This is a genomic window from Aggregatibacter sp. HK296 (assembly GCF_980469475.1).
Genome location: NZ_OZ413142.1, coordinates 1,783,090 through 1,804,580, shown reverse-complemented (window position 1 = coordinate 1,804,580; position 21,491 = coordinate 1,783,090). Strand labels below are relative to the sequence as shown.

At 44.6% G+C, this 21,491-nt stretch carries 16 protein-coding genes, 6 tRNA genes and 4 rRNA genes; 13 read left to right on the top strand and 13 right to left on the bottom strand.

Features of this window, described 5'->3' with window-relative positions; genetic code table 11:
• Positions 1-8: 8 nt before the first annotated feature.
• The gene (locus tag AC30SH_RS08605) at positions 9-1,544 is read right to left on the bottom strand and encodes a YifB family Mg chelatase-like AAA ATPase (protein ID WP_212510226.1); all 1,536 of its coding nucleotides are present in this window, start codon (positions 1,542-1,544) and stop codon (positions 9-11) included.
• A gap of 114 nt (positions 1,545-1,658) precedes the next feature.
• Positions 1,659-2,273 carry a ribosome biogenesis GTP-binding protein YihA/YsxC gene (yihA, locus tag AC30SH_RS08600; RefSeq protein ID WP_109859916.1) on the bottom strand — a complete coding sequence of 205 codons (615 nt, stop codon included), beginning with the start codon at positions 2,271-2,273 and terminating at the stop codon, positions 1,659-1,661.
• A 142-nt stretch (positions 2,274-2,415) separates the two neighbouring features.
• Here yihA and AC30SH_RS08595 point away from each other — a divergent pair, with 142 nt between their 5' ends.
• Positions 2,416-3,291 (top strand): VirK/YbjX family protein, encoded by an 876-nt coding sequence (locus tag AC30SH_RS08595; RefSeq protein ID WP_489582406.1) that lies wholly within the window; start codon positions 2,416-2,418, stop codon positions 3,289-3,291.
• A gap of 72 nt (positions 3,292-3,363) precedes the next feature.
• Here the strand turns inward: AC30SH_RS08595 and trmL are convergent, their stop codons facing one another.
• From trmL to metN, 4 genes are all read right to left on the bottom strand, one after another.
• Positions 3,364-3,840: a tRNA (uridine(34)/cytosine(34)/5-carboxymethylaminomethyluridine(34)-2'-O)-methyltransferase TrmL gene (trmL, locus tag AC30SH_RS08590; RefSeq protein WP_005704903.1), complete on the bottom strand. Its 477-nt coding sequence runs from the start codon at positions 3,838-3,840 to the stop codon at positions 3,364-3,366.
• 205 nt (positions 3,841-4,045) lie between these two features.
• Positions 4,046-4,870 carry a MetQ/NlpA family lipoprotein gene (locus AC30SH_RS08585; RefSeq protein WP_212510227.1) on the bottom strand — a complete coding sequence of 275 codons (825 nt, stop codon included), beginning with the start codon at positions 4,868-4,870 and terminating at the stop codon, positions 4,046-4,048.
• A 34-nt stretch (positions 4,871-4,904) separates the two neighbouring features.
• Complete coding sequence (locus AC30SH_RS08580; RefSeq protein WP_109433400.1) at positions 4,905-5,582, bottom strand: methionine ABC transporter permease; 678 nt, start codon at positions 5,580-5,582, stop codon at positions 4,905-4,907.
• Entirely contained in the window at positions 5,572-6,609 is a 1,038-nt protein-coding gene (metN, locus tag AC30SH_RS08575; RefSeq protein WP_212510228.1) for a methionine ABC transporter ATP-binding protein MetN, read from the bottom strand. The genes AC30SH_RS08580 and metN overlap by 11 nt, the downstream gene beginning before the upstream one ends.
• Before the next feature lie 196 nt (positions 6,610-6,805).
• On the opposite strand from metN, the gene gmhB reads away from it, so the two are divergent.
• The 9 genes from gmhB to AC30SH_RS08530 all read left to right on the top strand — a co-directional run bounded on the left by gmhB (position 6,806) and on the right by AC30SH_RS08530 (position 13,358).
• Positions 6,806-7,363, top strand: a complete 558-nt coding sequence (gene gmhB / locus AC30SH_RS08570) for a D-glycero-beta-D-manno-heptose 1,7-bisphosphate 7-phosphatase (RefSeq protein WP_212510229.1) — start codon at positions 6,806-6,808, stop codon at positions 7,361-7,363.
• A gap of 283 nt (positions 7,364-7,646) precedes the next feature.
• A 16S ribosomal RNA gene (locus AC30SH_RS08565) occupies positions 7,647-9,186 on the top strand.
• Between the two features lie 91 nt (positions 9,187-9,277).
• Positions 9,278-9,354 (top strand) — tRNA-Ile (locus AC30SH_RS08560).
• A 97-nt stretch (positions 9,355-9,451) separates the two neighbouring features.
• Positions 9,452-9,527 (top strand) — tRNA-Ala (locus tag AC30SH_RS08555).
• A gap of 307 nt (positions 9,528-9,834) precedes the next feature.
• Positions 9,835-12,731, top strand: a 23S ribosomal RNA gene (locus AC30SH_RS08550).
• Between the two features lie 150 nt (positions 12,732-12,881).
• Positions 12,882-12,997 (top strand): 5S ribosomal RNA (gene rrf, locus AC30SH_RS08545).
• 52 nt (positions 12,998-13,049) lie between these two features.
• Positions 13,050-13,165 (top strand): 5S ribosomal RNA (rrf, locus tag AC30SH_RS08540).
• Together the 16S, 23S and 5S rRNA genes with 4 tRNA genes alongside form the textbook arrangement of a ribosomal RNA operon.
• Before the next feature lie 8 nt (positions 13,166-13,173).
• Positions 13,174-13,250 (top strand) — tRNA-Asp (locus AC30SH_RS08535).
• A 32-nt stretch (positions 13,251-13,282) separates the two neighbouring features.
• Positions 13,283-13,358: transfer RNA gene (locus AC30SH_RS08530), tRNA-Trp, on the top strand.
• Positions 13,359-13,398: 40 nt separating this feature from the next.
• Here the strand turns inward: AC30SH_RS08530 and AC30SH_RS08525 are convergent.
• The 3 genes from AC30SH_RS08525 to AC30SH_RS08515 all read right to left on the bottom strand — a co-directional run bounded on the left by AC30SH_RS08525 (position 13,399) and on the right by AC30SH_RS08515 (position 14,185).
• On the bottom strand, positions 13,399-13,947 hold the full coding sequence (locus AC30SH_RS08525; protein ID WP_048750333.1) for a YtfJ family protein: 549 nt from the start codon (positions 13,945-13,947) through the stop codon (positions 13,399-13,401).
• A 50-nt stretch (positions 13,948-13,997) separates the two neighbouring features.
• Positions 13,998-14,074, bottom strand: a tRNA-Arg gene (locus AC30SH_RS08520).
• A gap of 34 nt (positions 14,075-14,108) precedes the next feature.
• Positions 14,109-14,185, bottom strand: a tRNA-Pro gene (locus AC30SH_RS08515).
• 156 nt (positions 14,186-14,341) lie between these two features.
• On the opposite strand from AC30SH_RS08515, the gene folD reads away from it, so the two are divergent.
• Positions 14,342-15,199, top strand: coding sequence for a bifunctional methylenetetrahydrofolate dehydrogenase/methenyltetrahydrofolate cyclohydrolase FolD (gene folD / locus AC30SH_RS08510; RefSeq protein WP_489582368.1), 858 nt, complete (start codon positions 14,342-14,344; stop codon positions 15,197-15,199).
• Positions 15,200-15,288: 89 nt separating this feature from the next.
• On the opposite strand, the gene groL is transcribed toward folD, so the two are convergent.
• The 3 genes from groL to AC30SH_RS08495 form a co-directional block, all read right to left on the bottom strand.
• On the bottom strand, positions 15,289-16,932 hold the full coding sequence (groL, locus tag AC30SH_RS08505) for a chaperonin GroEL (RefSeq protein WP_489582367.1): 1,644 nt from the start codon (positions 16,930-16,932) through the stop codon (positions 15,289-15,291).
• An 89-nt stretch (positions 16,933-17,021) separates the two neighbouring features.
• A complete protein-coding gene (locus tag AC30SH_RS08500) occupies positions 17,022-17,312 on the bottom strand; it encodes a co-chaperone GroES (RefSeq protein WP_005715710.1) in 291 nt (96 codons plus the stop codon).
• Between the two features lie 84 nt (positions 17,313-17,396).
• Positions 17,397-17,879: an FxsA family protein gene (locus tag AC30SH_RS08495; protein ID WP_489582366.1), complete on the bottom strand. Its 483-nt coding sequence runs from the start codon at positions 17,877-17,879 to the stop codon at positions 17,397-17,399.
• A 224-nt stretch (positions 17,880-18,103) separates the two neighbouring features.
• Here AC30SH_RS08495 and aspA point away from each other — a divergent pair, with 224 nt between their 5' ends.
• A complete protein-coding gene (aspA, locus tag AC30SH_RS08490) occupies positions 18,104-19,522 on the top strand; it encodes an aspartate ammonia-lyase (protein WP_489582365.1) in 1,419 nt (472 codons plus the stop codon).
• 146 nt (positions 19,523-19,668) lie between these two features.
• The gene (locus tag AC30SH_RS08485; RefSeq protein WP_489582364.1) at positions 19,669-20,712 is read left to right on the top strand and encodes a glycosyltransferase family 9 protein; all 1,044 of its coding nucleotides are present in this window, start codon (positions 19,669-19,671) and stop codon (positions 20,710-20,712) included.
• Here the strand turns inward: AC30SH_RS08485 and yczE are convergent.
• Complete coding sequence (yczE, locus tag AC30SH_RS08480; protein ID WP_489582363.1) at positions 20,653-21,321, bottom strand: membrane protein YczE; 669 nt, start codon at positions 21,319-21,321, stop codon at positions 20,653-20,655. The two genes, AC30SH_RS08485 and yczE, sit on opposite strands and share 60 nt — an antisense overlap.
• Positions 21,322-21,491 lie beyond the last annotated feature (170 nt).

Here is a 21,491-nt window from a genome sequence, read left to right as displayed (position 1 = left end):
CTGGTCTGTTACACAGATGCTTTAGAAAGCTTCTGCAACAGCCTATCCATCGCCCGATAACCTAATGCTTCTGCTAAGTGTCGCTGATGAATTTGCGTTTCTCCTTCTAAATCCGCAATGGTGCGGGAAACCTTGAGTATGCGGTGGTATGCCCGCACAGACAGCCCGAGTTTGGTTAGCGCATTTTCTAAAAATAGCGCATCTTTTTCCTCTAGTTTGCAATCCCGTTCAATTTCTTTGCTGGTTAAATGGGCGTTAATTTTGCCGGCACGTTGAAGCTGAATAGCGCGTGTTTGTAAGACTTTTTCTCTCACGGTGGCACTGGATTCGCCACGGTCACCACTATTTTGCAGGCTACCTTGCGGCAGTAATGGTACCTCAATAGATAAATCGAAACGATCTAAAAAGGGGCCGGAGAGGCGATTTAAGTAGCGCATGATTTGTTGTGGTGAGGTGCGGTTATGCGTGCCTTGATAATGCCCTGTGGGGCTTGGGTTCATGGCGGCAATCAGCTGAAATCTTGCCGGAAATTGAATCTTGGCATTGGCACGGGAAATGATGATTTCACCGCTTTCTAACGGCTGGCGGAGTGCATCCAATACCTTGCGTTCGAATTCAGGCAGTTCATCCAAAAACAACACGCCATTGTGTGCGAGGGAAATTTCCCCGGGTTTCGGAATCGAACCGCCTCCCACCAATGCCGGTGTGGAGGCACTGTGGTGAGGCGCACGGAAAGGACGTTGTTTCCAGTTGTGAAAATTCAGTTCATTTTGTACCAAACTGGCCACAGAGGCGGTTTCAATGGCTTCTTGGTCGCTCATTTCCGGCAGTAATCCGGTTAAGCGACTGGCGAGCATGGTCTTTCCTGTGCCGGGTGGGCCTAAAAATAACAAATTATGTTGCCCGGCCGCGGCAATCATTAAAGCGCGCTTGGCATGTTGTTGGCCGATGATGTCTGTTAGATCTTTGGGATTTTCAGGGAAAAAATCCACCGCACTTTGGGTTTTGATGTCGCCTGCAAGAGGCAATTCGCCCTGCTGATTGAGAAATTGCACCACATCTAATAAGGAATTGGCGTAATAGGTTTCTTGCTCTGAAACCAGAGAGGCTTCATTGGCATTGCCTTGTGCAATAATGCATTTCCGCTTAGCTTGTTTCGCCGCCAGAATCGCAGGGATGACACCATGCACGGCGCGCAGTTGACCGGTCAGGGCAAGTTCGCCGATAAATTCAAATTGTTTTAATTTTTCTGCATCAATATAGCCGGAGGCGGCTAGCATGCCGATGGCAATAGGCAAATCAAAACGTCCGCCTTCTTTGGGTAAGTCTGCCGGGGCAAGGTTGACGGTAATGCGTTTAGCAGGGTAGCGAAATTCGGCATTGAGCAACGCGCTGCGGACTCGGTCTTGGGCTTCTTTCACCGTTTTTTCCGGCAAACCGACAAGGGTAAAGCCCGGTTTGCCGTTGCTTAAATGTACTTCAATGGTGACCAGTGGTGCTTGAACGCCCATGGAGGCGCGGCTGTAAACGATGGCTAAAGACATGTTGGGCTCCGTCATGCAAAAGAAAAAGGCAGAGCGACAAACATAAAAAAAGTGCGAAATGAAAGAAATTCACACCGCACTTTTTTGCGATCAGGATCGCAGAAGTGGCTTTTTTTAGGCGAAAACCGGGGCAAACCAGGCGTCTAATTTGGCGGCTAAGCGATCAATCCCGGTACGTTTCAAGGCAGAAAAAGCCTCTACTTGAATATCGCCTTGGAACGGTAAAATCGCTTCACGCACCATTTTGACTTGCTTACTACGTTCGCTTTGGCTCAGTTTATCCGCTTTCGTGAGCAGTAATAACACCGGTAATTCGGAAGCCACTGCCCATTCAATCATTTGCTGATCCAAATCTTTGAGCGGATGGCGAATGTCCATCAAAATCACAATTCCGGCAAGACACTCACGTTTTTGCAAATATTCGCCAAGGGCTTGTTGCCACTGCAATTTCATTTGTTCCGGCACGGCGGCATAGCCATAGCCCGGCAAATCCACTAATTTGCATTGCGGTTCCACTTCAAACAAATTGATGAGTTGGGTACGGCCAGGGGTTTTTGATGTGCGAGCAAGGTTTTTTTGATTCGTTAAGGCATTCAATGCCGTTGATTTCCCCGCATTAGAGCGACCGGCAAAGGCGATTTCAACACCGCTGTCTTCCGGTAGACTTTTTAGGTTCGGTGAACTGGTTAAAAAATGGGTTTTTTGATAATTCAGTTTAATTTCTGACATGATGTGCTTTGTGTCCAAGGTGATAAATTGCCGGCTAGGATACTTTATTGGCCGTAAAAAAACGATAAAAAAATGCAAAAAAGGTGGGATTATGCGAAAATGTGCCCCGATTTTTCCTTATTTGAACCTAAATAAATTTATTATGACACAGCAACATGTTTATCAATGGCCGGATCCTCATGCGTTATATCCGGATAGAAATCAGAAATCTTACCGTATGAAGCGTTTCCGCTATCGCTTGCGTTCTTGGTTGCACTGGCAGGCCGTGAAAAAATTCGAAAGCGTGGTGAACCAAAAACCTTGGCTTGTTGACTTGCTTAATCAACGGGCAAATTTTAGCTATCCGTTGGTGCATCGTTTTTTGGATAAACGCTTTAATACGCAACAACGTTTTGACGCCATGTGCGACAACCTGACGTTTTTACCGGAAAAATTAACCGCACTTGGTTTACCGCCGTTGTGGCAACAAGTTATTTCTTTTGGTGAAGTGATTCCTGATTTTGAAATGAGGCTTACTATCACCGATTATCAGCCGATGGAAGGGTTTTGGACGTTAGAACTGGTTCATTCTCCAAGCCAAGAATTGGTTTATTTATTGACCTTCGGCAAAGTGCAACAGGCGCTTTTAATTGCGGTGATTCAAGGGCCGAATTTTGAAGGTTCAAAAGAAATAGTTAAATTGCTGACCAAGAAATGCCATGGTTTGCGTCCGGCTTATTTGATGGTAGAAGCCATGAAAGCCTTGACCAATGTGTTAGGTTATTCTGCCTTGTGGGGAATTCCGCATAAATATCAAAACAAGTCCCGTTTCGTGCAAAGCAAACGTTATGTGGTGGACTATGATGCGATTTTCGCGGAATCTGCCGGCACGTTAAAAGACTATTGGGAATTACCGCTGCATTTTGAAACCAAAAATATGGATGATATTCCAAGCAATAAGCGGTCTATGCACCGTAAACGTTATGCCATGTTGGAACAATTACAGGAAAATATGGCAGCTGCACTAAACGTGCGCTAGATATTTACCGTAAAAATGCGAGAAAAAACGACCGCACTTAAAAAAGAAGCCCATCAGACGATGGGCTTTTTGTTATCGGTTTAAATTGACGGCACCTTGATACCCTAGCTGGCGCCACGCTTCATACACGGTGACCGCCACTGAGTTGGAGAGGTTCATGCTACGGCTGTTGGCTGTCATGGGAATACGGATTTTTTGTTCCGCCGGCATGCTGTTTAAAATGTCCATTGGAATGCCGCGGGTTTCCGGGCCGAACATTAAATAGTCGCCCAATTCAAATTTCACTTCACTATGTGCAGGCGTGCCTTTTGTTGTTAAGGCAAACAAACGTTTGGGTTGCTCGCTTTGTAAAAATGCCTCAAAGGTTTTGTGCTTTTTGATGTCGGCAAATTCGTGGTAATCCAAGCCAGAGCGACGTAATTTTTTGTCATCCCAGGTAAAACCCAGTGGCTCGATTAAATGTAACCGAAAGCCGGTGTTGGCGCATAAGCGAATGATATTTCCGGTGTTTTGCGGAATTTCCGGTTCGTATAAAACAATATCTAACATGGTGTTCTCGATTGAATAAAATAAACAGCTTATTATAGGCGCAAAAAGGGTGTCTAAAAGCGCTCATAAAAAATCCTCGTCAATATGGTGAGGATTTTTTATCCTGATTTCATCGTAAAAAACGTGTAAAAAAAAAGACCGCACTTTGCTTTTTATGGCCTAAAAGTGCGGTCTCATTTTACGGTGTTTTTACAGGGGCTTCAAATTACCAACCTTTTACTACGCCGTCTTTAAAGTGTTTTTTCGCTTCTTGTTCCACTTCCGGTGTTTGGTAAGCTTTCACGAAATCTTGTACTGCTTTGCTATCTTTGTTGTCAGTACGTGCCACGATAATGTTCACATATGGAGAATCTTTATCTTCTACGAACACACCGTGATCTTGTGCATTTAAGCCTACTTGACCGGCATAGTTGTTATTCACAACCGCTAAATCCACATCGTCTAATGCGCGTGCTGCAACGGAGGTATCCACTTCTTTCACTTGTAAATGTTTTGGATTTTCAATGATATCCATGGAAGTAGAGAACAAGTTTGTGGCATCTTTTAATTTAATTAAGCCTTGTTTTTCTAACAAGATTAACGCGCGTGCCAAGTTACTTGGGTCGTTTGGTACAGCAACCACCGCGCCATCTTGTAACTCATTTACGCTTTTGATTTTTTTGGAATAACCCGCTAACGGATAAACAAAGGTGTTGCCCACGATAACGAGGTTGTTTAAGCCTTTCGCTTGGGAATCTTTGTCTAAATACGGTTTGTGTTGCATAGCGTTAGCATCTAAATCACCTTTAGAAACCGCCGTATTTGGTAAGGCATAGTCGTTAAATAAAACGTATTCTACGTCTAAGTTATATTTTTCTTTCGCGACTTTCGCGGCAATTTCAGCCACTTCGTGCTCAGGGCCAGCCATTACGCCGACTTTAATTTTTGCCGGAGCTTCTGCTGTCGCTTCCGGTTTTTTCTCTTCGTTACACGCTGTTAATGCAAATACGGAGGCAAGTGTTGCTACGCCGAGTAATTTTTTTAAGTTCATAAAAGATCCTCTTTTAATGTTAATGCTAAGTGAATTAACGATGATCGACGCGTTTTGCTAAATCATCGCCAAGTTTTTGTGAAATCATGACGAATACGACAATAATAATTGTGGCGACCCATTTAACGTACACCATATTGCGGTATTCACCGTAGTTAATGGCGAGGCTACCTAAACCGCCGCCGCCGACAATGCCCGCCATGGCGGAATAGCCTACTAAGGTAACTAAGGTGAGTGTAATGCCGTTAATTAAGGTTGGTAGTGCTTCCGGCAAATAGAATTTGCGGATGATTTGCCAGTTTGTCGCGCCCATCGCTTTTGCGGCTTCCGTTAAGCCTTTTGGCACTTCTACTAAGGCATTGGCAGTCAAACGTGCCACAAACGGCATTGCGCAAATACTTAATGGGATAATTGCCGCCGTTGTACCAAGCGTCGTGTTCAAAATGAAACGGGTAAACGGTAACAAAATGATTAACAAAATAATGAATGGAATGGAGCGTCCGATGTTAATCACAATGTTTAAAATGAGATTTAACCGTGCGTTTTGAAGAATTTCGCCTTTGCCGGTGAGGAACGTCACCACACCAAAAGGTAAACCGATGAGCACGGCTAACAGGGTCGATGCAAAGCTGATATACACGGTTTCATAGGTAGAAACCCACACCGCTTGCCACATTTGAGGCGTAAGTTGCGTTAAAAAATCATTCCACATAGCCTAATACCTCAACGCGTACGTTATTTTCCATTAAATAAATTTTGGTTTGTGTAATAGCGTCTTCGTCGCCTTCCACTTCAGCCACGGTGAAGCCGAATTTTACACCGCCGGCATATTCAATTTGGGAGGTTAAAATGCTTAATTCCACGCCGAATTTTTTGGAGGCCTGGGATAACAATGGGGCATCCACGGAGCGTCCGGTAAACTCGAATTTGATAATCGGGTAAGACTTGGCGTGCTTCGGCGTTTGCAACAGGTTATCTAAATATTCATCTGGTAAATTGACACTAAAAGTCGAACGAATAAATTGTTGTGCCAGTTCGGTTTTCGGATTGGAGAAGATGTCGCTTACCGAGCCCTGTTCTATCAGTTTGCCATGGTCAATAATGGCCACCAAATCGCAAATCCGCTTCACGACATCCATTTCGTGGGTAATTAAGAGAATTGTGATCCCTAAAGTGCGGTTGATTTCTTTTAATAATTTTAAGATGGAATGCGTGGTTGCCGGATCAAGCGCACTGGTGGCTTCGTCGCACAATAACACTTTAGGATTGCTTGCTAGTGCACGTGCAATGGCGACGCGTTGTTTTTGACCACCGGATAAATTAGATGGATACACATTTTTTTTATCGCTTAAGCCTACCAAAGAAAGCAATTCGTTGACTTTTGCTTCGATTTTTTCTTTTGGTGTAGCTTCTAACTCTAAAGGTAGCGCGACATTACCGAAGACGGTACGGGAGCTCAATAAATTGAAATGTTGGAAAATCATGCCGATATTACGGCGTTCTAATACAAGTTCCGCATCGCTAAGTTGAGTGAGATCTTTACCGTCAATAATGACAGAGCCCACAGTGGGTTTTTCCAATAGGTTGACGCAACGAATCAGGGTGCTTTTACCTGCACCGGATGCGCCGATAACGCCGCAGATATGCCCTTTCGGAATATCTAAAGAAACGTTATCAAGTGCGGTCAGTTTTTTACCTGAAACGTCAAAAATTTTGCTGACATTCTCTAGCTTAATCATATAAGCCCTTTTGCTGTTTAATTTTTATCGAAAAGAATTTTTGTATTCTAGACGTCTAGAATGCTATGTCAATATTTATCCGCGACATTCTTATAATTATTTGTTCCTCTATAGAATAAAACGGCAGAAGGTTTGCACGAGATGGAAATAAAGAAGATAATCGACAGCTATACATAGATAGACAGGATAAACAAAGATGAAAAAAGCGGTTTTTTTAGATCGAGACGGTACGTTGAATATTGATTACGGTTACGTGCATGACATTGATCATTTTCATTTTATTGAAGGAAGCATTGAGGCGTTAAAAAAACTCAAAGAAATGGGGTACTTGTTGGTTCTGGTGACAAATCAGTCTGGCATTGCACGAGGTCTTTTTACCGAGGAACAGTTTTTGCAGTTGACGGAGTGGATGGATTGGTCGTTGGCGGATCGTGGTGTTGATTTGGATGGCATCTATTACTGTCCTCATCATCCAGAGGCAAAACTTGTGGAGTTTAAACAGGATTGTGATTGCCGTAAGCCGAAGTCGGGGATGTTATTGCAGGCGATTGAAGAACTGAAAATTGATCCGTCAAGATCGATTATGATTGGTGACAAAGTTGATGATCTACTTGCGGGGAAAGGGGCAAAGATTAACACGAATATTTTAGTGCGAACCGGCAAAGAGATTACGCCTGAGGGGGAAAGTGCAGCAGATTATGTATTAGATTCCATTGCGGATCTGCCAAGATTAATTTCTACTCAAAAGATCTAAAAAATAATCAGTTAAAAAATATTTTGTAAAAAAATCGTAAAAAGGGGTTGCAAGGGAGTGATAAATGCCTATAATACGCCCCCACAACGACGCGCCGTTGTAAAGCATAAAACCGCGCGTCGTTTTTTGTTCTTTAACAATCAATCAGACAAACTGTGTGGGCACTTGAAGATTCGTTTTTATCATTAAAGATTTTAAAATTGAACTGAATAGTGCTACGAAAAACGTTTATTTATTTATAGATAGATTACTTAGCTAGCAGTATTGAGCGATTAAACTTTTTGAACTGAAGAGTTTGATCATGGCTCAGATTGAACGCTGGCGGCAGGCTTAACACATGCAAGTCGAACGGTAACAGGAGAAAGCTTGCTTTCTTGCTGACGAGTGGCGGACGGGTGAGTAATGCTTGGGAATCTGGCTTATGGAGGGGGATAACGACGGGAAACTGTCGCTAATACCGCGTAGAGTCGAGAGACGAAAGTGCGGGACCGCAAGGCCGCATGCCATAGGATGAGCCCAAGTGGGATTAGGTAGTTGGTGGGGTAATAGCCTACCAAGCCGACGATCTCTAGCTGGTCTGAGAGGATGACCAGCCACACCGGGACTGAGACACGGCCCGGACTCCTACGGGAGGCAGCAGTGGGGAATATTGCGCAATGGGGGCAACCCTGACGCAGCCATGCCGCGTGAATGAAGAAGGCCTTCGGGTTGTAAAGTTCTTTCGGTATTGAGGAAGGTTGTTGTGTTAATAGCACGACAAATTGACGTTAAATACAGAAGAAGCACCGGCTAACTCCGTGCCAGCAGCCGCGGTAATACGGAGGGTGCGAGCGTTAATCGGAATAACTGGGCGTAAAGGGCACGCAGGCGGACTTTTAAGTGAGGTGTGAAATCCCCGGGCTTAACCTGGGAATTGCATTTCAGACTGGGAGTCTAGAGTACTTTAGGGAGGGGTAGAATTCCACGTGTAGCGGTGAAATGCGTAGAGATGTGGAGGAATACCGAAGGCGAAGGCAGCCCCTTGGGAATGTACTGACGCTCATGTGCGAAAGCGTGGGGAGCAAACAGGATTAGATACCCTGGTAGTCCACGCTGTAAACGCTGTCGATTTGGGGATTGGGCTTTAAGCTTGGTGCCCGAAGCTAACGTGATAAATCGACCGCCTGGGGAGTACGGCCGCAAGGTTAAAACTCAAATGAATTGACGGGGGCCCGCACAAGCGGTGGAGCATGTGGTTTAATTCGATGCAACGCGAAGAACCTTACCTACTCTTGACATCCATGGAATCTTGTAGAGATATGAGAGTGCCTTCGGGAACCATGAGACAGGTGCTGCATGGCTGTCGTCAGCTCGTGTTGTGAAATGTTGGGTTAAGTCCCGCAACGAGCGCAACCCTTATCCTTTGTTGCCAGCGATTTGGTCGGGAACTCAAAGGAGACTGCCGGTGATAAACCGGAGGAAGGTGGGGATGACGTCAAGTCATCATGGCCCTTACGAGTAGGGCTACACACGTGCTACAATGGCGTATACAGAGGGCGACGAAGCCGCGAGGTGGAGTGAATCTCACAAAGTACGTCTAAGTCCGGATTGGAGTCTGCAACTCGACTCCATGAAGTCGGAATCGCTAGTAATCGCGAATCAGAATGTCGCGGTGAATACGTTCCCGGGCCTTGTACACACCGCCCGTCACACCATGGGAGTGGGTTGTACCAGAAGTAGATAGCTTAACCTTCGGGGGGGCGTTTACCACGGTATGATTCATGACTGGGGTGAAGTCGTAACAAGGTAACCGTAGGGGAACCTGCGGTTGGATCACCTCCTTACCAAAGATAGACTCGACTTTAAGTGTTCACACAGTTTGTTTGATGGTTGTAGACAAGGAAAGAACAACAATATCGAAGACAAAATCCTATTGGGTCTGTAGCTCAGGTGGTTAGAGCGCACCCCTGATAAGGGTGAGGTCGGTGGTTCAAGTCCACTCAGACCCACCACTTAGACTGGTGAGTTTGGTAGATTAGTTTTTATTACATTAACTAATTTTAAACATATCAAGCCACTATGTGTGAGTGAAAGCCAAGGGATGTGATTGGGGATATAGCTCAGCTGGGAGAGCGCCTGCCTTGCACGCAGGAGGTCAGCGGTTCGATCCCGCTTATCTCCACCAATATCGTCATAGTTAAGTTTATTGAAGTATATTTTTTATCATTTTATTTGATGGTATTAAATATTGTGTTGTGTTAGTTAAAATGAATTTAACTATGATGATGGTAAGTAAGTTAACTTACATTGTTTTATCTGTTCTTTAAAAATCTGGAAACAAGCTGAAAACGAGACTTTCAAGAAAGTCTGAGTGAGAGTGATTGATAAAAGGCGATTGCTCTTAATTAACTGTTATTAATCGTAGCTGAAGTGTTTGAAAGTTGTTGTTTAATATTATTTAAATAATAAGGTAAGAATACTTGAGGTTGTATGGTTAAGTGACAAAGCGTACAAGGTGGATGCCTTGGCAATCAGAGGCGAAGAAGGACGTGCTAATCTGCGAAAAGCTTGGATGAGTCGATAAGAGGCGTTTAATCCAAGATGTCCGAATGGGGAAACCCAGTGGGTGAAGAACCTACTATCATTATCTGAATCCATAGGATAATGAGGCGAACCGGGAGAACTGAAACATCTAAGTACCCCGAGGAAAAGAAATCAACCGAGATTTTGTGAGTAGCGGCGAGCGAAAGCGAAGGAGCCTGTTAGTGATAGCGGAAGTATTAGAGGAATTGGCTGGGAAGCCGAATCGTAGAGGGTGATAATCCCGTACTCGAAAATACTTTTGTGGTACTGAGCTAACGACAAGTAGGGCGGGACACGTGATATCCTGTTTGAAGATGGGGGGACCATCCTCCAAGGCTAAATACTCCTGATTGACCGATAGTGAACCAGTACTGTGAAGGAAAGGCGAAAAGAACCCCGGTGAGGGGAGTGAAATAGAACCTGAAACCTTGTACGTACAAGCAGTGGGAGCCCGAAAGGGTGACTGCGTACCTTTTGTATAATGGGTCAGCGACTTATATTTTGTAGCGAGGTTAACCGAATAGGGGAGCCGAAGGGAAACCGAGTCTTAACTGGGCGGCTAGTTGCAAGGTATAGACCCGAAACCCGGTGATCTAGCCATGGGCAGGTTGAAGGTTGGGTAACACTAACTGGAGGACCGAACCGACTAATGTTGAAAAATTAGCGGATGACTTGTGGCTGGGGGTGAAAGGCCAATCAAACCGGGAGATAGCTGGTTCTCCCCGAAATCTATTTAGGTAGAGCCTTGAGCGGACACCTTTGGGGGTAGAGCACTGTTTCGGCTAGGGGTCCATCCCGGATTACCAACCCGATGCAAACTACGAATACCAAAGAGTGATACTCAGGAGACACACGGCGGGTGCTAACGTCCGTCGTGGAGAGGGAAACAACCCAGACCGCCAGCTAAGGTCCCAAAGTCTATATTAAGTGGGAAACGAAGTGGGAAGGCTTAGACAGCTAGGATGTTGGCTTAGAAGCAGCCATCATTTAAAGAAAGCGTAATAGCTCACTAGTCGAGTCGGCCTGCGCGGAAGATGTAACGGGGCTCAAATATAGCACCGAAGCTGCGGCATCAGACGTAAGTCTGTTGGGTAGGGGAGCGTTGTGTAAGCGGATGAAGATGGTTCGAGAGGGCTGTTGGACGTATCACAAGTGCGAATGCTGACATAAGTAACGATAAAACGGGTGAAAAACCCGTTCGCCGGAAGACCAAGGGTTCCTGTCCAACGTTAATCGGGGCAGGGTGAGTCGGCCCCTAAGGCGAGGCTGAAAAGCGTAGTCGATGGGAAACGGGTTAATATTCCCGTACTTGGATAAACTGCGATGTGGGGACGGAGTAGGTTAGGTTAGCGTGCTGTTGGATATGCACGTTTAAGTTGGTAGGTGGGAAGTTTAGGCAAATCCGGACTTCCTTAACACTGAGAGATGATGACGAGGCTCTACGGAGCTGAAGTAACTGATACCACACTTCCAGGAAAAGCCACTAAGCTTCAGGTTTATCTAAACCGTACTGAAAACCGACACAGGTGGTCAGGTAGAGAATACTCAGGCGCTTGAGAGAACTCGGGTGAAGGAACTAGGCAAAATAGCACCGTAACTTCGGGAGAAGGTGCGCCGGCGTAGATTGTAGTCCCTTGCGGGCGAAGGTTGAACCGGTCGAAGATACCAGCTGGCTGCAACTGTTTATTAAAAACACAGCACTCTGCAAACACGAAAGTGGACGTATAGGGTGTGATGCCTGCCCGGTGCTGGAAGGTTAATTGATGGTGTAATCGAAAGAGAAGCTCCTGATCGAAGCCCCAGTAAACGGCGGCCGTAACTATAACGGTCCTAAGGTAGCGAAATTCCTTGTCGGGTAAGTTCCGACCTGCACGAATGGCATAATGATGGCCAGGCTGTCTCCACCCGAGACTCAGTGAAATTGAAATCGCCGTGAAGATGCGGTGTACCCGCGGCTAGACGGAAAGACCCCGTGAACCTTTACTATAGCTTGACACTGAACATTGAATTTTGATGTGTAGGATAGGTGGGAGACTTTGAAGTAGTCACGCCAGTGATTATGGAGTCGTCCTTGAAATACCACCCTTTAACGTTTGATGTTCTAACGAAGATTACGAAACGTGGTCTCGGACAGTGTCTGGTGGGTAGTTTGACTGGGGCGGTCTCCTCCCAAAGAGTAACGGAGGAGCACGAAGGTTTGCTAATCACGGTCGGACATCGTGAGGTTAGTGCAATGGTATAAGCAAGCTTAACTGCGAGACAGACAAGTCGAGCAGGTACGAAAGTAGGTCATAGTGATCCGGTGGTTCTGCATGGAAGGGCCATCGCTCAACGGATAAAAGGTACTCCGGGGATAACAGGCTGATACCGCCCAAGAGTTCATATCGACGGCGGTGTTTGGCACCTCGATGTCGGCTCATCACATCCTGGGGCTGAAGTAGGTCCCAAGGGTATGGCTGTTCGCCATTTAAAGTGGTACGCGAGCTGGGTTTAGAACGTCGTGAGACAGTTCGGTCCCTATCTGCCGTGGGCGTTGGAGAATTGATTGGGGCTGCTCCTAGTACGAGAGGACCGGAGTGGACGCATCACTGGTGTTCCAGTTGTCTCGCCAGAGGCATTGCTGGGTAGCTACATGCGGAAGAGATAAGTGCTGAAAGCATCTAAGCACGAAACTTGCCAAGAGATGAGTTCTCCCACACATTAAGTGTGTAAGGGTTGTTTAAGACTAAGACGTAGATAGGTGCGGTGTGTAAGTGTAGTGATACATTGAGCTAACGCATACTAATTGCCCGAGAGGCTTAGCCATACAACGCTCAAGTGTTTTTGGGGTTACCCTGGACATGAGCGAGTTGGAAGGATAACAGTTAAGAGAATGGACGTAGAAGAGAGAGTTGAGAGAAGGCTTGTTTTTAGATTAAGAAGACGCGAATAAGAAGAGATAGAAATCATAAAGAATATTGGCGGCGATAGTGCGGTGGGCCCACCTGACTCCATACCGAACTCAGAAGTGAAACGCCGTAATGCCGATGGTAGTGTGGGGCATCCCCATGTGAGAGTAGGTCACCGCCAAATTTATTACTTTAGTTAATTAAATATTATTAGTTAACTAAAGTAATAAAAATTTTTTAGCAGTCATAGTGCAGTAGATCCACCTGAATCCATACCGAACTCAGAAGTGAAATGCTGTTACGCCGATGGTAGTGTGGGGCATCCCCATGTAAGAGTAGGTCACTGCTAATCCCAATCTCGGAGTGGTAGTTCAGCTGGTTAGAATACCTGCCTGTCACGCAGGGGGTCGCGGGTTCGAGTCCCGTCCATTCCGCCAATTTTATAACTTTTCCAAAGTTAAGTACCAATAGGGGCGTAGTTCAATTGGTAGAGCACCGGTCTCCAAAACCGGGTGTTGGGAGTTCGAGCCTCTCCGCCCCTGCCATTCATTTTCTTATCTTCTCACTTTTTATTTTTACTACTTTCTACTGAACTAAGTTTTTAATTAGTTCGATGACTTGATTCATCTGTTGCTCAGATAACTTCCCTTCATGTGCAAATTTCACTTTTCCAGATTTGTCTAATACTACAATTAGGCTTTCTTTAGGCTGTAATCCCCAGACGTTTTTAACTAGACCTGTTTGATCCAAAATAACTTGGCTGTGTGGATTATTTTTTTTGCCTTTTTCAGCACTACTTTTGACGAAAGGACCTGTGCCGAAGATAGCATCTTCTGCATTAATAATCGTTGTTGTTTGATATTTGCTAGCATCAAAGTGTTGAGCTTTGATCATTTCCATTAAGGCATCATTTTTTTCTTTAATGCTACTTCTTCCTGCCATGTGCTGAAGAACTCGTACTTTTCCTGCAAGTGCTGGCGATTCCCAGTTTTTATAGTTGATGCTTCCATTGTTTATGATTACTTCTCCGTCAGTTTGAACGGAAACATAAGGGAGAGTTGTATTGAATTGGAGGTTATGAGCAAAGCTCGATGTTGCTAAGGATGTTAGCAATACAAATGCTAATTTTTTCATTCTATTTTCCTTGGATTGGAAGTAAAAAATATTTAGTCTGGCTTATTAAATGGCACGCCCTAAAGGATTCGAACCTTTGACCCACGCCTTAGAAGGGCGTTGCTCTATCCAGCTGAGCTAAGGGCGCATTTTAAATGGGATGATGAAAGAATAGAGAAAGGTGGTCGGCGAGATAGGATTTGAACCTACGACCCACTGGTCCCAAACCAGTTGCGCTACCAAGCTGCGCTACTCGCCGAAAGATGTGTAGCATTATAGTTTTCTTTCATTTTCAGTCAATCAATTTTTATGGTTTTACTGCCAATCGTCTAAATTTATTTCAATTCAGTTTACATAAAACGGATTTTTCTGACAAAATAGCGTGCGTAAATATTTACCTTATGCGGAGAATTCAATGACGGCTCAAATTATTTCAGGTACTCAGTTATCCCAGCAAATTAAATTGAATATTACACAAAAAATTGCACAGTATATTGAGCTGGGTAAACGAGCTCCTGGTCTGGCAGTAATTCTTGTTGGTGCAGATCCGGCTTCTCAGGTTTATGTGGGAAGCAAGCGTAAAAGTTGTGCTGAAATCGGTATTTTTTCCAAATCTTACGATTTACCGGAAACCACCTCTGAACCAGAATTATTAGATCTCATTGAGCAGTTAAATCAAGATCCGGAGGTCGATGGTATTTTGGTGCAGTTACCGTTACCAAAGCATATCGATAGTACCAAAGTGATTGAAAAAATTTCACCGGGAAAAGATGTGGATGGCTTTCATCCTTATAATGTCGGGCGCTTGTGTCAACGCATTCCAACGTTGCGTGCATGTACGCCTTATGGTGTGATGAAATTATTGGAAACCACCGGTATTTCTTTTTATGGAAAACACGCTGTCATTGTTGGGGCATCCAATATTGTTGGTCGTCCAATGGCATTAGAATTGTTACTTGCCGGCTGTACTGTCACAATAACTCACCGTTTTACCGAGGATTTAGCGAGTCATATTCGTCAAGCGGATATTTTAGTGGTTGCTGTGGGTAAACCTAAATTTATTAAAGGTGAATGGATTAAAGAAGGCGCAGTTGTCGTTGATGTCGGAATTAACCGTATTGATGGCAAGTTGGTTGGCGATGTTGAGTTTGAGGTTGCTGCCGAGCGTGCTGCTTATATTACACCGGTGCCGGGTGGCGTTGGCCCAATGACGGTAGCAATGCTCATGTACAATACGCTTTCTGCTTATGAAAAACATGAAAATTTAGTGTAAAAGTTCGGTCATAAAAAATAGCGTTTTGACAGAGATAAAAAAGCCCTTGAATTAACTCAAGGGCTTTTGTTTTTTCGACAAGGGAGGAATTACATCATTCCGCCCATGCCTCCCATGCCACCCATACCGGCAGCACCGAGGTCAGCTTTGTCATCTTTTGGTAGTTCGGTCACCATGCACTCGGTGGTGATCATTAAACCGGCGACAGAGGCCGCGAATTGCAATGCCGAACGGGTCACTTTAGTCGGATCCAAAATACCCATCGCAATCATATCGCCGTATTGCTCAGTACCTGCGTTATAACCAAAGTTTCCTTCGCCGTTTTTCACCGCACTTGCGACCACAGAGGCTTCTTCACCGGCGTTTGCGACGATTTGACGTAATGGTGCTTCCATGGCGCGAAGGGCAAGTTTAATACCAACGTTTTGTTCTTCGTTGTCGCCACGTAAATCAGCAACTTTGTTGGCCGCACGAATTAACGCCACACCACCGCCGGCAACCACGCCTTCTTCCACTGCTGCACGGGTTGCGTGTAGCGCATCTTCAACGCGGGCTTTTTTCTCTTTCATTTCTACTTCGGTTGCGGCACCGACTTTAATTACCGCAACACCACCGGCGAGTTTCGCCACGCGTTCTTGCAATTTTTCTTTGTCGTAGTCGGAAGTAGATTCTTCGATTTGTTGACGAATTTGCGCCACACGACCTTGGATTTGCGCTTCATCGCCGATACCGTCGATGATAGTGGTGTTGTCTTTGTTAATGACAACGCGTTTCGCTTGACCAAGATCTTCAAGAGTGGCTTTTTCTAACTCCATACCGATTTCTTCAGAAATCACCGTGCCGGCAGTTAAAATCGCAATGTCTTGTAACATCGCTTTACGACGATCACCGAAGCCCGGTGCTTTCACTGCAGCTACTTTCACGATGCCGCGCATGGTGTTTACGACCAATGTTGCCAATGCTTCGCCTTCTACGTCTTCCGCAATGATTAATAACGGTTTACCCGCTTTCGCCACACCTTCTAATACTGGTAATAATTCACGAATATTAGAGATTTTTTTATCGACTAATAAAATGAATGGGTTATCTAATTCTACGGTCGCGGTTTCCGGTTTGTTGATGAAGTACGGGGAAAGGTAACCGCGATCAAATTGCATCCCTTCAACCACATCCAATTCGTCTTCTAAGCCGGTGCCGTCTTCTACGGTAATCACGCCTTCTTTACCTACTTTTTCCATGGCTTGTGCGATTAATTGACCCACAATGCTGTCGGAGTTTGCGGAAATGGTGCCCACCTGTTCGATTTCTTTAGAGGTTTCGCAAGGTTTGGAAAGGGATTTAAGTTCGGCAACCACGGCAGTAACAGCTTTGTCGATACCGCGTTTTAAATCCATTGGGTTCATGCCCGCTGCTACGGCTTTTAAGCCTTCGTTTACGATGGCTTGCGCTAATACCGTTGCAGTGGTGGTACCGTCACCGGCGGCATCATTGGCTTTGGAAGCAACTTCTTTCACCATTTGTGCGCCCATGTTTTCAAATTTATCTTCTAATTCGATTTCGCGTGCCACAGACACACCGTCTTTGGTAATGGTTGGTGCGCCGAACGATTTGTCTAATACTACGTTACGGCCTTTTGGACCAAGAGTGACTTTTACTGCGTCAGCTAAAATGTTTACACCTTTTAACATTTTCACGCGTGCGTCGTTACCGAATTTTACGTCTTTTGCTGCCATGTTTAATTTCCTTTTATTTTGTTGCGTGAGATTGCTCCCACCATGATCTATTTCGTTTAAAGTGCGGTGGTTTTTCAGCGCGTTTTTGCTTATTCAACGATCGCTAAAATATCGCCTTCGGAGAGGATGAGCACTTCCTCACCATCAATTTTTTCTGTTTTCACACCATAGCTATCGCTGAAAATCACGATGTCGCCCACTTTTACGTGCATTGGGTGAATGCTACCGTTTTCTAATAAACGGCCTGGGCCGACCGCTAATACTTTCGCGCGGGTCGATTTGGTGGCTGCAGAACCGGTCAATACGATACCGCCGGCAGATTTGGTTTCCACTTCTTCACGTTTTAAAATCACTTTGTCGTGTAATGGACGAATATTCATCTGAAATTTCCTCTATTTCTTAAATTAATAAAAAAGCTTTTTCTATATGGGAATCATTTTTACGCTTTCAAGGGAAAGGCAAAATTATTTTAACCGTTTATTTTCATCCGCTTCTTTTTCAAATTCCGCCTCAAAAATCTCGCTGTCGTTCTGGCTATTGTCTTGGGACGAGTAAAAAGTGCGGTCGGTTTTAAATATGTTTTGTCGAAAGAATACAAACCGACTGCCAATGAAGGCGTTGATTATGTAACGACCGAGTGGGCTTAACAGTACGCAGGCGAAAATATCGGTAACAAAGCCGGGAATGACAAAAAGTATACCGGCAACAAGCCAGCGTAGTGAGCCAAAAAGCGCATCGGTGGGCAGTTGACCTTGGGTGAGTTGCTGTTTTATCCGTGTAAGGCTGTACCAACCACGAACACGAATGAGAGTAATGCCCAGTAATGAGGAGCCGACCAGTAACAAAATGAGCATAAGAATGCCGAGGTGACTTCCTACCCAAACCAGTAGGCTCAGTTCCACATAAATAAATAGAAAAACAGCAAAAAGAAAGGCGATAAACGGCATAGTAGCTCCTTAAAAACATGTTGGATGTGCATATTACCCGCTTTATTTTGCGGTGCAACTTTTATTCATAGCTACATCTTTCAGGTTAGAAAAACTAATCTGAAAAATAAAAATAACTCTTAAATGCGTATAAAAATCTGTGACTTGGATCAATTTAATTTTAATCGAAATTTCTATAATTTAGACAATTCAACCAAACGTGTTAAGCATAAAGGAGAACACAAATGACACAATATAGAAAGGAAGTGGATTTGTTAGGTGAACGTGAAGTCCCGGCAGGCGCGTATTGGGGTATTCACACCTTAAGAGCGGTAGAAAATTTTAATATTTCGAATGTCACCATTTCCGATGTGCCGGAATTTGTTCTCGGCATGGTGATGGTGAAAAAAGCAGCGGCATTGGCGAACGGTGAATTGGGTGCCATTCCAAAAGAAATTGCAGAAGCCATTGTAAAAGCTTGTGATGAAGTGTTGGTGAATGGCAAATGTTTGGATCAATTCCCATCTGATATTTATCAAGGCGGGGCAGGCACTTCCGTCAACATGAATACCAATGAAGTGATTGCTAACTTAGCGTTAGAAATTTTAGGTCACAAAAAAGGTGAATATAAATACCTCGACCCAATGGATCATGTGAACGCCAGCCAATCCACCAACGATGCGTACCCTACCGGTTTCCACATTGCCGTGTACAACAGCGTAATCAAACTTCTCGAAAAAGTCGCTTATTTACAACAAGGTTTTGAAAATAAAGCGAAAGAATTTGAGAAAGTCTTGAAAATGGGACGTACCCAATTACAAGATGCAGTGCCAATGACTGTGGGGCAAGAATTCAAAGCGTTTGCAGTGTTAATGGCGGAAGAAGTGAAACATTTAAAAGCCGCTGCAGCACACTTGCTTGAAGTGAACATGGGCGCAACCGCTATCGGTACCGGTTTAAATACCCCACAAGGTTATGTGCCTTCTATCGTGAAACATTTATCCAACGTCACCGGATTACATTGCACCGGTTCAGAGAACTTAATTGAAGCCACTTCTGACTGTGGTGACTATGTTTCCGTACATGGCGCGTTAAAACGTACTGCCGTGAAATTGTCAAAAATCTGTAACGACTTACGTTTACTCTCTTCCGGCCCTCGTGCGGGTATTAAAGAAATCAACTTGCCTGAATTACAAGCCGGTTCTTCCATCATGCCGGCAAAAGTAAACCCTGTTGTGCCTGAAGTGGTGAACCAAGTGTGCTTCAAAGTGATTGGTAACGACACCACCGTCACCTTTGCGTCAGAAGCAGGTCAATTACAATTAAACGTGATGGAACCGGTAATTGTACAAGCTATGTTTGAATCTATTGAGATTTTAGGCAACGCTTGTGTGAACTTACGCGATAAATGCGTTGATGGCATCACCGTCAACAAAGAAACGTGTGAAAACTACGTTTACAATTCTATCGGTATTGTCACTTACTTGAACCCATTTATCGGTCACCACAACGGCGACTTAGTGGGTAAAATCTGTGCGCAAACCGGTAAAGGTGTGCGTGAAGTCGTCTTGGAAAAAGGCTTGTTAACCAAAGAACAATTGGATGACATCCTTTCCGTAGAAAACTTGATGAATCCGACCTATAAAGCGAAATTGAATAAATAAAATTCAAGATTGACTTGTTTATTTAGCTCAACATCAGCGTCTTAAGGGATTAAGGCGCTGATTTTTTATTTGTCGCTTTTTAATGGCGGTTGGTCAGGCTAGAATAACGTCTCATTTTGGAAAAGAATTTGCATAGGGTGGTAATAATGAAAAACGTATTGGTGATTCGTAACGATAAATTGGGCGATTTTATGTTGGCATGGCCATCCTTTGCCATGTTAAAAGCTTCTGAACCATTGCTAAAACTGACCGCACTTGTGCCTGCTTACACAGCAGATATTGCTCGGGCATGCCCTTATGTAGATGACGTTATTATTGACGCGCCAAAAGATGATAAGGCCGCATTTCAGCGTGTCATAAATGAGATCAAAGCACAGCAGTTTGACGCGATGATTAGCTTTTTTTCCAATACACATAACGCCAAATTGGCGTGGAAATGTCGCATTCCTTACCGTTTAGCGCCGGCAACAAAATGGGTGCAATTTTTCTATAATCATCGTTTAACGCAACGCCGTTCCCAATCGGCTAAGCCTGAATTTGAATATAACTTGGATTTGGCCCGTACGTTTTTACGTGACCAAGGCATTGCTATTGTCGAGCCATGCCCACCATATCTCACTTTCCCTAAAAGTGCGGTGGATTTTCAGCGTGAATCTTTGTGCCATCAGTTGAACATTGATGCTGAGAAAAAATGGATTTTTGTGCACAGCGGTTCGGGTGGGTCTGCTAATAATTTATCCTTGGCGCAATATGCGGAGCTCATTCGTGGCTTATTAGCGCGGTTTGATGCGTATGTGATTTTAACGGCAGGGCCGAATGAAAGTGAAAAAGCCCGCGAACTGGCAAATTTGGTGCAGGATTCGCGGGTGGTCGTTTATGACAAAAATAACGGCATGGTGGATTTTGCCCAATCTCTGGCGTGTGCTGATTTGTTTATTGCAGGTTCCACCGGGCCGTTGCATTTAAGTGGGGCATTGAATGTCCCGACCATCGGTTTTTATCCGAGCCGTCGTTCTGCAACACCGTTGCGTTGGCAGCCGATTAATGAGGTTGATAAACATTTGGCATTTTGTCCGCCAAACGACAAAGCGAGTCAAACGGATTTAAGCAAAATTCATATTGGCGAGAAATTAGAGGAGATCGCGCGGTTTATCACTCGGGTGTGGCACGCGACGATGGATAAGAAATAAGGTGTATTGGACTACCCAGCCAATTCCCAGTGCAAACATAAGCGTGCCGATTCCGAGCACGCCACCGAGCAGATAGCCGAAGAGGCAGACTAAGACTTCAATGGATGTTCGCACAATGCCGATTTTCCAGTGAAAATGATAGCATAAGCCGACCATTAAGCCGTCACGTGGTCCGGGACCTTGGTGGCAGGTCAGGTAAAAGGCATTACCGATGCCGAAGAGTAAGATACCAACGACAGCGTAAGTGAAACGCAGATAAAGTGCGGTAGGTTTTTCCAGCAAATAAACGGTTAACCCGAGAAAGAGGGCGATCACAAAAATATTCATGACAGTGGCAAGCCCCGGCCTCAGTTTTAATGGAAACCATGCTAACATCACCATTAAACTGATTATCCATGATGCCCAACCCACACTAAATTGTCCTTGTAGTGCAACGCCTTGCGATAATATGGTCCAAGGTGCAGAGCCTAAATCAGAAAGAAGCAATAACGCTTCGCCAAATCCCATGACACTTAAAGATAAAAGCAACACGCAAAAGGATTTAGGCTCAAATGCCCAAAGGGATTTTGCTGCCCAAAGTGTATGCGGCAGAACCTGTGCTTGCTTCATTTATCTTTAATCCATCATTTGTTAATAATTTGTGTGCATTATCCCAAGCTTTAGTCATGCTGTCTAAATAAATTACATTGAATTTTGACCGCACTTTATTCCTTTTTAAGGCAGATTTTGCTTCTATTGATATCGCGTTGCACTAATTATGATATTAATTAATAAAATTC

What these genes read in the sequence shown, in the direction of transcription:
- AC30SH_RS08595 (WP_489582406.1), top strand. Translation starts at nt 2,416, where the DNA reads ATGACACAGCAACATGTTTATCAATGGCCGGATCCTCATGCGTTATAT.
- yczE (WP_489582363.1), bottom strand. Translation starts at nt 21,321, where the DNA reads ATGAAGCAAGCACAGGTTCTGCCGCATACACTTTGGGCAGCAAAATCC.
- aspA (WP_489582365.1), top strand. Translation starts at nt 18,104, where the DNA reads ATGACACAATATAGAAAGGAAGTGGATTTGTTAGGTGAACGTGAAGTC.
- yihA (WP_109859916.1), bottom strand. Translation starts at nt 2,273, where the DNA reads ATGTCAGAAATTAAACTGAATTATCAAAAAACCCATTTTTTAACCAGT.
- metN (WP_212510228.1), bottom strand. Translation starts at nt 6,609, where the DNA reads ATGATTAAGCTAGAGAATGTCAGCAAAATTTTTGACGTTTCAGGTAAA.
- AC30SH_RS08500 (WP_005715710.1), bottom strand. Translation starts at nt 17,312, where the DNA reads ATGAATATTCGTCCATTACACGACAAAGTGATTTTAAAACGTGAAGAA.
- AC30SH_RS08495 (WP_489582366.1), bottom strand. Translation starts at nt 17,879, where the DNA reads ATGCCGTTTATCGCCTTTCTTTTTGCTGTTTTTCTATTTATTTATGTG.
- AC30SH_RS08485 (WP_489582364.1), top strand. Translation starts at nt 19,669, where the DNA reads ATGAAAAACGTATTGGTGATTCGTAACGATAAATTGGGCGATTTTATG.
- AC30SH_RS08525 (WP_048750333.1), bottom strand. Translation starts at nt 13,947, where the DNA reads ATGAAAAAATTAGCATTTGTATTGCTAACATCCTTAGCAACATCGAGC.
- folD (WP_489582368.1), top strand. Translation starts at nt 14,342, where the DNA reads ATGACGGCTCAAATTATTTCAGGTACTCAGTTATCCCAGCAAATTAAA.
- groL (WP_489582367.1), bottom strand. Translation starts at nt 16,932, where the DNA reads ATGGCAGCAAAAGACGTAAAATTCGGTAACGACGCACGCGTGAAAATG.
- AC30SH_RS08605 (WP_212510226.1), bottom strand. Translation starts at nt 1,544, where the DNA reads ATGTCTTTAGCCATCGTTTACAGCCGCGCCTCCATGGGCGTTCAAGCA.
- AC30SH_RS08580 (WP_109433400.1), bottom strand. Translation starts at nt 5,582, where the DNA reads ATGTGGAATGATTTTTTAACGCAACTTACGCCTCAAATGTGGCAAGCG.
- AC30SH_RS08585 (WP_212510227.1), bottom strand. Translation starts at nt 4,870, where the DNA reads ATGAACTTAAAAAAATTACTCGGCGTAGCAACACTTGCCTCCGTATTT.
- gmhB (WP_212510229.1), top strand. Translation starts at nt 6,806, where the DNA reads ATGAAAAAAGCGGTTTTTTTAGATCGAGACGGTACGTTGAATATTGAT.
- trmL (WP_005704903.1), bottom strand. Translation starts at nt 3,840, where the DNA reads ATGTTAGATATTGTTTTATACGAACCGGAAATTCCGCAAAACACCGGA.